At 58.1% G+C, this 6605-nt stretch carries 8 protein-coding genes; 1 reads left to right on the top strand and 7 read right to left on the bottom strand.

Annotated features, from left to right (window positions below; all coding sequences use genetic code 11):
* Positions 1-668: endonuclease/exonuclease/phosphatase family protein (locus ACRC1E_RS13285; protein ID WP_438515568.1), on the bottom strand; the 668-nt coding region annotated here is incomplete at its 3' end.
* Between the two features lie 262 nt (positions 669-930).
* On the opposite strand from ACRC1E_RS13285, the gene ACRC1E_RS13280 reads away from it, so the two are divergent.
* Positions 931-1182, top strand: coding sequence for a hypothetical protein (locus tag ACRC1E_RS13280; protein ID WP_438515567.1), 252 nt, complete (start codon positions 931-933; stop codon positions 1180-1182).
* 34 nt (positions 1183-1216) lie between these two features.
* On the opposite strand, the gene kch is transcribed toward ACRC1E_RS13280, so the two are convergent.
* The 6 genes from kch to ACRC1E_RS13250 form a co-directional block, all read right to left on the bottom strand.
* The gene (kch, locus tag ACRC1E_RS13275; RefSeq protein ID WP_438515566.1) at positions 1217-2389 is read right to left on the bottom strand and encodes a voltage-gated potassium channel protein; all 1173 of its coding nucleotides are present in this window, start codon (positions 2387-2389) and stop codon (positions 1217-1219) included.
* A 32-nt stretch (positions 2390-2421) separates the two neighbouring features.
* Complete coding sequence (gene nudB / locus ACRC1E_RS13270; RefSeq protein WP_438515565.1) at positions 2422-2880, bottom strand: dihydroneopterin triphosphate diphosphatase; 459 nt, start codon at positions 2878-2880, stop codon at positions 2422-2424.
* 1 nt (position 2881) lies between these two features.
* Positions 2882-3487: a response regulator transcription factor gene (locus tag ACRC1E_RS13265; RefSeq protein WP_438515564.1), complete on the bottom strand. Its 606-nt coding sequence runs from the start codon at positions 3485-3487 to the stop codon at positions 2882-2884.
* Between the two features lie 25 nt (positions 3488-3512).
* Positions 3513-4787 (bottom strand): mechanosensitive ion channel family protein, encoded by a 1275-nt coding sequence (locus ACRC1E_RS13260; RefSeq protein ID WP_438515563.1) that lies wholly within the window; start codon positions 4785-4787, stop codon positions 3513-3515.
* A 71-nt stretch (positions 4788-4858) separates the two neighbouring features.
* On the bottom strand, positions 4859-5536 hold the full coding sequence (gene lolD, locus ACRC1E_RS13255; RefSeq protein ID WP_438515562.1) for a lipoprotein-releasing ABC transporter ATP-binding protein LolD: 678 nt from the start codon (positions 5534-5536) through the stop codon (positions 4859-4861).
* Positions 5529-6605, bottom strand: a 1077-nt coding sequence (locus ACRC1E_RS13250; RefSeq protein WP_438515561.1) for a lipoprotein-releasing ABC transporter permease subunit, incomplete at its 5' end; no start/stop codon positions are given. The genes ACRC1E_RS13250 and lolD, both read right to left, overlap by 8 nt.

Genomic DNA, 6605 nt, shown 5'->3' with positions numbered 1-6605 from the left:
ATCGGCTTGAGGCCGCGCACATAAATGCGGTCCAGCGGCAGCATCGGCATGCGCGCAGGAAAGCTTTTAGCGCACTCGCCATTCAGCGTACGAAATACTTCGGATAGGCCTACCCGCTCGCGCAGGATGACGCTGGCCTCGTCACGCCAGTCGTTAAAATCGCCGGCCAGAATCAACATCGCCTCGGGCGGCACATTGCTCTCGATATAGCGCGACAAAGTCTCGAACTGTTTACGCCGGTCGCGCGCCAGCAAATTCAGATGCGCGCACAGGGTAACCACCGGTTGCGTCCAGCCGGGCGGCTGCAGCAGGCAGTGCAGGATGCCTCGGCTTTCGAAGCGATTGACGCTGATATCAAGATTGCACCACTCGGATACCGGAAAACGCGACAACAAGGCATTGCCGTGATGGCCATAGTCATAGGCGGCATTCAGGCCATAGGTGACCTTGCTGCCCAAGTGGCGCGCCAGGTAGTGGTGCTGCGGCAGGCTGGGCCAATTGGGATGACGCAGCGCGCGCAGACTATTGCGCCCCTGCACCTCCTGCAAAAAAACCACATCGGATGCCAAGGCATCCAGTGCATGGGCAATATCCCGCACCATCACCTTGCGGTTAAGCGGCGACATGCCTTTGTGCATATTGTAGGTCACAACAGATAGCGGCTTCATAAACGGTGGACCCCATATTTACGCCTGATGCACGCCCGCCCGACCCCGTTAACCGGACGAAAGCACACTCCTTGCCGACATTATGGCCTGATGCCGCCCGCGGAGATAGCAGCACACCAATACACCGGCAGTCTCTACGTTTGCATATAACCTTGCTGCCGGATAGGATATGAAAACAGCACAGAGTCAATAACCGTCATAGGCAGGCTCTGCAGCACATCACCTACGTTTCGCGACAGCAACAGGCAGAGGAAATACGACGATGACGACTGCGCGCCAATGGGTCTGGGATCACGCGGGCGAGGCTTTCAAACCTTTCGGGCATGACCGCCAGTACAGTATCGAAGACCTGGAAGAGCAGACCCTGCAAGGCGGCGTGTTTGTCCATCAGGACGAACGCGGCCGCTACTGGTTTATCAGCGAGGGAGACTCCAGCCGCTGGCATGATGGGGAGGAGCTGAATATGGGCGGAGAATGTTACGACAAGGCAAGGCTGGCGGCCGTCACAGCCTGACACGGATAGCGGGCCGCTTGCCGGCCCCGCCCACTCAGCTGCTTAACTTGCCCGGGTCACCCTGCAGTAGCAGATCGGTAATCGTATCTTTATCTACGGTTTCACCATTCAGCAGGCGAGCCAGAATTTCGCTCCCCAGCAACTGGGGAGCAATCAGCACATCAGGCTGGCAGCGCTTGATTTTCTCCAGATGGCGGCTGTCGTTCACCAATACGACGGTACGCACTTCCGGTGCCACCTCTTTCATCGCCAATATAATAAAAGCATTTTCCGCATCATCACCGCGTAGTGCCAGCACGGCATTGGCCTTATCGGCATCTGCCCCCAACAGCACGGCGCTATCCGAGGTTTCACCCACGATCACATCTGCGTCGTCAGGATAGCAATGACTCGCCTCGGCAGGCACCAGTACACTCACCTTGAGGCCACGCTTGCTCAAGCCGGCATACAGATTGTGCGCCAGCGGCGAGGCGCCGACGATCAGATAGTGCCCGGAACGGTTCATCTTGCGTTTCCTTCCTTTAACGATGCGCTGCAGACTGGCACTGAGTAGTGGCCCGAACAAGGTACTCAAGGCAGTGGCAAATACGGTAATACCCAGCACGATAATGGACAGCGTAAACAGCCGTGCGGCATCGGAATGCGGCACGATATCCCCATAACCTACCGTAGTCATGGTGACCATGCTGAAGTACAAGGCTGTCATCGGATTGAGGATGGGCGGAACAAACTCATTCCCCAGCGATAAGGAACCCAGCATGGCATAGCTGAGCATGGTACTGACGATCAGTATCGTCAGTAGCGTACCCGCCACCACGCTTGAGCGGTCAAACGCCTTACGAAAAAAAAGCAGCAGCAGAATCAGGAGCCAGGAAAATGCCAGCGCATCACGTTGCGTCAACCCGGCACGCCACAATAGCGGCGTCACCAGCAGCAAGAGCAGTACGGAAAAAAACCAGGCGATCCGCGCCTTTAGCAGCAAGCCGATGGCCATCAGCACCAGCCCGCTGGACAGCAACAAGCGTGGCAGCATCACCCAGCTGAATTCGGCCAGAATAGCCGCTTGGGCATACCAGAAATTTCCGGGCAATGTCCGGGGCAGATCAGAGAGTAAGGGATAACCCAGTAGTAGCGCCTGCAAGCCAACTAGCAAGGCCAGCGGGAGATGGGGCAGCCACTTCTGCAAACGCGATGGCAAAAACTGCATTTTCAGCCCCATACTTGGGTACCTGTTAGCACTTAAACGCCGCAAGACGGCGCAAGCCGTTCACCCAGTTGGCGGATGGCCGCTGCATTGGAGGGGGAAAACACCCGCGTCGCTGCCTCTTGCCAGCCCAGCCAGACAAAAGCCGTATGCTCGCACGCAGCAAGTTGCGGCGCACACTCGGCCTCCAGCTCAAACGCAAAGACATGCTCGGTATTATGGGTCACCCCCTCGGGATAGCGATGACGCCAATGCGTATAGATCTCATAGACCGAACTTTGCGCCCAGTCGTGCAGCACCCCATCGGCGGCGCCAAAGCCCGTCTCTTCTGCCAGCTCGCGGCGTGCGGTTTCGGACAAGGCTTCGTCCCCTTCCCGGCTACCGGTCACCGATTGCCAAAAACCTGGCTTATCGGCACGTTCTATCAACAACACCCGCCCATGACGGGTATACATCAACACCAGCACCGAGACCGGCTGTTTGTTTCCTGCCATCTCAGGACACCCTGGATACAAACCGGCTGGCTAGTTCAACCGCCGATTTGACCCCCATCTTGTCGAACACGCGCGAGCGATGAACTTCCACCGTCTTCATGCTGATCGCCAACTCGTCGGCAATCTGCTTATTAAGCTTGCCGGAAAGCACCAGCGCCATGACTTCGCGCTCACGCTCGGTCAGCGATGCCTGTGCAGTGCGGATATCCAGCGTTTGCCGATAGGCCTTGCGCTGCACCTCGTCACGTTCCAGACACTGAAAAACCAGCGCCATCAGTCTTTCGTCGTCAAACGGCTTTTCCAGAAAGTCGATGGCACCCAGCTTGAGTGCAGCCACCGCATGCGGCACATCGCCATGTGCGGTCAGCATGATTACCGGCGGACAATAGGCAGCCTGCGACAGGCGCTCCAGCAGCACTAGCCCGCTCATCCCTCCTAAACGCAAATCGACGATCAGACAGTGAAAACGCGCAGCATCCCCGCTTTGCAGCAGGGCCTCGGCACTTTCAAAGGCGCGCACCACAAAAGGCTGGCCATCCAGCAACCAGATCAGCGCACTACGTACCGCTTCATCATCGTCGACAATGGCCAGCTCTTTTGCATCCATATCAGGCGTCCTTAATCAGTGACACTCAGGCAGCGTCTTGCAATAGACGGACTTCACGTTGCGGGAATGGAATCTGGATGCCGTTTTCCTGAAACTTGCGCCAGATAGTCAGGTTGATATCAGACTTGAGCCCGAGGAAGCCGTTTTCCGGATCGGAAACCCAGATGCCCAGCGACAAGTTAATGCTGGAGTCGGCAAATTCGAGCACGAAAGCAGCCGGACCCGGTTCCTTGAGTACACGCGGATGCACGGCAGCCTCACGCAACAGGCGCAATGCCAGCTCCAGATCGGTGCCATAAGCCACACCGATAGGCAGACTGGTCCAGATGGCCTTATCCGAGTACGAGGTATTGATCACGGTGCTGCTGATCAATACTTCATTCGGCACCAGCGCCTCCGAGCCATCGGCACTCTTGAGCACAATAAAGCGCGAAGTGATCTTGGTCACGACGCCCAGGCGCCCTTCGACTTCCAGACGATCGCCGATACGAATGGAGCGGTCCAGCAGGATAATAAAACCCGACACATAGTTACTGGCAATTTTCTGCAAGCCGAAACCAAGACCGACACCCAGTGCACCACCGAATACCGACAAGACGGTCAGATCGATGCCGACCACCGGCAGGGCAATCAGCACTGCAGCCACCAGCAAGCCCGTGCGGGCAATCTTGGAAAACACGATGCGCAGCGACAGGTCGAGGTCTTTCAGGCGCATCAGGCGCGACTCGATCGCACGGCTGACCCACAAGGCGCCGATCACGATGACGGACACCCACAAGATGGCGTTTATAATCATCAACAGGTCAAGCCGGGTCTTGCCCACGGTAAAGGCAATCGACTGCATCCACTCGATCACGAAAGCATCGATACCGGTCGCCCAGGATGCATATAACAGCCACAGCACCATGGCCATGAAATGCTCGCTACCGCTTTCAAAGCGGCCACGCGGCAAGGCCTGACGCAAGACAGCGCTGATCACGCGTATCACCGACAGCCAGAACATCAGCGTCGCCATGGTGGCCAGCACCTTGGCCGGGCTGCCAGCCAACAGCTTCCAGCCGAAAATACTGATGATCAGCAACAGCAAGGCGATCAGCGGCATGGCCAGACGCAGGCCCATGTAGGACATAAAGCGCTCGGAGCGCTCGGGATGGCTACGGTAAAAACGGCGGTAAACATAGCCGGACATCAACCAGGCAATCACCCCGCAGGCCAGACCTACGGCCAGCTGGGCCATGCCCATGCCGGTCTGCAAAATAGCAGAGAGGGAATCAAAGATCAGTTCATCACGTTGCAACAAAAAACATACTCCGGGTAAAAATTAAAAACACGCACCGCCACACATTACATGGCGGTGCACTAACAAAGGTATCACCCTGCCGACAAGCCCTGACCATCCAGATGCAGCACCCGTCCGGTTCGTGCGGCCAGGTCGGTATCGTGGGTCACGATCACGAGACTGGTACCCAGATCGGCATTCAATGACAGCATCAAATCGAACACCACGCGCGCATTGGCGCGGTCAAGATTGCCGGTCGGCTCGTCGGCCAGCACACAAGCCGGACGCGTCACCAAGGCACGGGCAATGGCCGCACGCTGGCGCTCGCCGCCCGACATTTCACCAGGTTTGTGTGCCAGACGGCTACCCAGACCGACCTTGACCAGGATCTCGCTTGCGGTCTCTGCCGCTTGCGCGCGCGGCTGACGCCGGATCAGCAAGGGCATCATCACGTTTTCCAGCGCAGAAAACTCGGGGAGCAGATGGTGAAACTGGTACACAAAGCCTAGCTTCTGATTACGCAATTGACCACGGGCCGCTTCGGACAAGTCGGACAGCCGCTCGCCGGCGACACTGACCTCGCCGCGGGTCGGCGTATCCAGCCCCCCTAGCAAATGCAGCAAGGTGCTCTTACCCGAACCGGAAGCGCCAACAATGGCAATGCGCTCGCCCACGCCCACATTCAGGTTGATGCCGGACAAGACTTCTACATTCAGCCCGCCCTCGTCGTACACCTTGGCCAGGTTTACTGCCTCGATCACATTATTCATAGCGCAAAGCCTCGGCAGGCTGGGTGCGTGCGGCGTGCCAGCTCGGATACAGGGTCGCCAGCAAGGACAGCACCAGCGAAATCAGTGCGATGGTGCCGACATCGGCCAGCTGCACGTCGGAAGGCAGATAGTCGATCAGATACACCTCGCTGGACAACAGCTTCACCCCCAGCAGGCCCTCGATAAACGGCATGATCACATCCAGATTCAGCGCCACCGCAAGGCCGGCAGCCACGCCGGACAAAGTCCCCAGCACCCCGGCCACAGCCCCCTGAATCATGAAGATTTTCATGATACTGGCCGGGCTCGCACCCAGCGTACGCAGGATGGCGATATCGGCCTGTTTGTCGGTCACCACCATCACCAGCGTCGACACCAGATTAAATGCCGCCACCGCCACAATCAGGGTCAGGATGATGAACATCATGCGTTTTTCTATCTGTACCGCGCGGAAATAGTTGGCATTCATGTCGCTCCAGTCGGAAACCCAGGCCTCGGGCAGCTTCTGCTGCAAGTCCTGCTTCACCAGCGGCGCATTGAAAAGATCAGCCAGCTTGAGACGCACGCCCGACACATTGTCGCCCATACGAAACAGGGTCTGCGCGTCCTTCATGTCTATCATCGCGAAGCCTGAGTCGTACTCGTACATATCGACCTTGAACAGCCCCTTGATGGTGAACTGCTTAAGGCGCGGCATCATGCCCGCCGGCGTGACATTGCCCTGCGGGGTGATCAGGGTGACCTTATCCCCGACCTCCACGCCCAACTGGCGTGCCAACTCGGTCCCCAAGAGCACGCCAAATTCGCCCGGTTTCAGGTCGGCAAGCTTGCCCTTGACCATGTGCTTGCCGACATCGACCACCTTGTCTTCCAGCGCAGGCTCGATGCCGCGCACCATCACGCCGCGCACGGCACCGCCATAAGACAGCAGACCCTGCGCCGAGACAAAGGGCGCCACCGCCTTAACGCCCGGCTCGGCCGCCGCCACTTGCGCCACCTGCTGCCAGCCCGCCATGCCGCCTTGCAAGGCCGACACTTCGACATGCGAGGCAACGCCCAGAATGCGGGT

It is taken from the genome of Craterilacuibacter sp. (genome assembly GCF_051659485.1).
Lineage (GTDB): Bacteria > Pseudomonadota > Gammaproteobacteria > Burkholderiales > Chromobacteriaceae > Craterilacuibacter.
Note: the sequence above shows the minus strand (reverse complement) of the source record. Positions and strands in the feature narration are given on the sequence as shown.